The 2679-nt window shown below is 30.9% G+C and carries 5 protein-coding genes; all 5 read right to left on the bottom strand.

The window, feature by feature from the left end:
* Positions 1 to 236 precede the first annotated feature (236 nt).
* The 5 genes from BUB82_RS11490 to BUB82_RS11805 all read right to left on the bottom strand — a co-directional run bounded on the left by BUB82_RS11490 (position 237) and on the right by BUB82_RS11805 (position 2560).
* Complete coding sequence (locus BUB82_RS11490) at positions 237 to 833, bottom strand: Fic/DOC family protein (protein ID WP_073193768.1); 597 nt, start codon at positions 831 to 833, stop codon at positions 237 to 239.
* On the bottom strand, positions 826 to 1047 hold the full coding sequence (locus tag BUB82_RS11495) for an antitoxin VbhA family protein (RefSeq protein WP_073193769.1): 222 nt from the start codon (positions 1045 to 1047) through the stop codon (positions 826 to 828). The genes BUB82_RS11490 and BUB82_RS11495 overlap by 8 nt, the downstream gene beginning before the upstream one ends.
* Positions 1048 to 1271: 224 nt before the next feature.
* A complete protein-coding gene (locus BUB82_RS11500; RefSeq protein WP_083574531.1) occupies positions 1272 to 2036 on the bottom strand; it encodes a hypothetical protein in 765 nt (254 codons plus the stop codon).
* The gene (locus BUB82_RS11505; protein WP_073193770.1) at positions 2009 to 2407 is read right to left on the bottom strand and encodes a hypothetical protein; all 399 of its coding nucleotides are present in this window, start codon (positions 2405 to 2407) and stop codon (positions 2009 to 2011) included. The genes BUB82_RS11500 and BUB82_RS11505 overlap by 28 nt, the downstream gene beginning before the upstream one ends.
* Positions 2408 to 2410: 3 nt before the next feature.
* Complete coding sequence (locus BUB82_RS11805; RefSeq protein ID WP_159432042.1) at positions 2411 to 2560, bottom strand: hypothetical protein; 150 nt, start codon at positions 2558 to 2560, stop codon at positions 2411 to 2413.
* Between the last annotated feature and the right edge of the window lie 119 nt (positions 2561 to 2679).

The following is a 2679-nucleotide window of genomic DNA, read 5'->3' on the forward strand; positions in this document are numbered from 1 at the left end:
ACTTTTCAATTTTTTCAGAATCAATTCCAATTCTTAGGATTATCAAAACATGAATTTATCTCTAAAAAATCATTGAAATCAACTTATTGGTAACGTCTCGCTGCTATGCACAGTAGCGTGTAAAAAAGCGATTCATTTTCGTTTTCAAATACAAACTTAGCAAAAAACCTGAACCGTTCGTTTCAACTATGAACCCAAGCTATTGTGTATAGCAGCTGTTATGCATCGTTCTTAATTCAACTGATTAATTCAAAAATCAATTCTTTCAATATTTTAACATTGCTATTTACCGTTCCTTGCATATATCTTTTATAAACATTTTTATCGTCAGGTGGGTTTAAGTTCAAAGATATCCCTTTCTCAAGAGCCAACATTCTTAAGAATTCTCTTTGAGCTCTTCCATTACCATCTCTGAATGGATGTAAATAATTAACGTTGTCTAATATTTCAGCTAGTTTTTCGGCAATTTCATTTCTATCATCTCTTTTAGTTTTCTTGAAACTTTCTATCAAAGTATCTATAAAATTAAAAGCATTTTCGAAATGAGATGTTGGGAAAAATTGTTTTCCATCTTTACTTATTTCAACAAGTCTTTTCTTACCTGCCCAATCGTAAATATCTTGAAATAAATGTTGATGAATCGAAAATAAGCTTTCAATTCCATTTATTTTGATTGGATTGTTATGTAATTCATTAATTCGTTTTGTTACTGTAACACTCTCAAAAAAAAGTAAATCTTCTGAGTCAGTAATATCAGCTAAGTTTTTTAACACTCCTGATTTTGGGTCGATATAAGTATAATCAGGATCAACATATCTGTAAGAATTAGACATAGGTCTTTTTCTTCGTATAAATTATTAAATCGTCTAGAGATATTTTACCCATTATATAATCTCTTATGAATTCAATACTTCTTTGCGTTGGTCTAAAACCTTCAAACATATTGCTTCCAATAGCACTTGCAGTGTTTTCCAATGTCTTTAAATCTGAAAACTTGACACCCATTATCGTAAGTCTTTTTCGGTCAATTTCTATTGAGTTATACATATTTTTTGCTTTTTGAAACCTTACAAATATAAGGATATTTTATCAGTTCTAATTTGTTTGTAGTTTCAATTTGAATGATGCATAACGGTCTGTGTATCTTTCAGTGGCGAGCAAAGAAGCGATGCCCTTCGTTTTTCAGTCGTAAAATTAGCAAATAAATCCCAGACTTTTGGTTTCAACTCCCAAACCTCGCCATTGAAGATACATATTGTTGCCAACAGGTTTTATTTATTCAGTTTTATTTTCTTTTTATTTTCATAACGAAACTCATACAACTCTTTTAATTCAGTCGCAATTTTTTCTTTCCATTCCTCAATTTTTTCATCATTTCGTCCACCTTCAGTTTCTTTTATCAATTCCAAGCGACTTTTAGAAAATTCGGTCATAATATCGTTGTTGATTTGGTTTATAATGTCAAATCCTTTTGCTATTTGCCCTTTATTTTCTAAAGCTCTTTTTCTAAATTTTCTTGCGTGAATTTCCGCAAGGTCAAACTGCATTTGTTGAAAGTCAATTTGTTTTTGAATGTCAGCAACTTTTGTGGTGTCTATCCACGAAGCATTGCCAAGAAATATATTTTCTATTTTTTGATTCAGATTGCGTTTCATAAAGTCAAATCCGCCGATTGCCTGTGAAATCATAAATTGACTGAAAACGACATCATTATTTTCATCGCTGATTTTGATTTTAAAATCTTCGATAGTCAGTTTTTGGTCAGAATTCCATCTTTTTTGTCCTTCTTGTAAATTTTGTCCAAAGGTTAATTGTAGTGAGCTAATTACTAAAATCAGTCCGATGATTATTCTATTCATACATTTTTTTTTCAACTTGTTGGCAACGTTTCTCGCATATGGCTTGTGGCGATGATTTGCAAACAAGCTTTTCAGTTGAGGATTAATTTTTCTAAAAATACAATAAATTTTGTACTCACCTAAACCCCAGCCATAAGCTATATGCGATGTTAGGCACTGGCTTTTCTCCGCTTCCATATTTTTTTAATATTTGGGCTAATTATTAGTAAAATCAAATAATCCATAATTAAACTAACTATCAGATAAACATATTCATAGTTTAAGTCAATTTTATCTCCAAGATTTCCATCAATAGATTCGCTTATAAGCCAAGTCGGAATAATAGCTTTTGCGTAATAAGCATAAAAATAATTCCACGCAAAGCTCTGTAATCCGGCAACTTTTGAATTCGGTTCAGGTAAAGTAAAATAGAGAATCAAGAAAAAAGTTAATTCCACAAAAAACAGGAAAGTCAGAGATTTTTTCGTTTGATTGAGTCCGAATAAATTCAGATTGGGATGTTTAAATCCGAATATTATCCAAGGAATTATTAGAAGTAGAGAAACCATTATTTAGAAAAATTCAGAATAATCGATTTCTCCATATTTCATCATTTGTTTTACAGCTCTTTCATATTCAGAATGGTCTTCCGTGAAATTACTTGGTATTTCTCCGTTTTGCCATAATTCATAAAGTTCATTTTCGGCTTGTTGTCTTGTCATATTTTTCGTTTTCAGCTTGTGCCTAACGGTCTTGTGTATGGCTCGTTGCGTGCAAATTAGCGATTATTTTTCGGTTGAGCCACAAGCCAATTTTTTAAATTTTACTATTTATCTTTTTA

Source organism: Psychroflexus salarius, from assembly GCF_900129035.1.
GTDB classification, from domain to species: Bacteria; Bacteroidota; Bacteroidia; order Flavobacteriales; family Flavobacteriaceae; genus Psychroflexus; species Psychroflexus salarius.

Bases quoted from the DNA above. Each gene is read 5' to 3' on its own strand.
- BUB82_RS11490 (WP_073193768.1), bottom strand. From the start codon at position 833: ATGTCTAATTCTTACAGATATGTTGATCCTGATTATACTTATATCGAC.
- BUB82_RS11495 (WP_073193769.1), bottom strand. From the start codon at position 1,047: ATGTATAACTCAATAGAAATTGACCGAAAAAGACTTACGATAATGGGT.
- BUB82_RS11500 (WP_083574531.1), bottom strand. From the start codon at position 2,036: ATGGAAGCGGAGAAAAGCCAGTGCCTAACATCGCATATAGCTTATGGC.
- BUB82_RS11505 (WP_073193770.1), bottom strand. From the start codon at position 2,407: ATGGTTTCTCTACTTCTAATAATTCCTTGGATAATATTCGGATTTAAA.
- BUB82_RS11805 (WP_159432042.1), bottom strand. From the start codon at position 2,560: ATGACAAGACAACAAGCCGAAAATGAACTTTATGAATTATGGCAAAAC.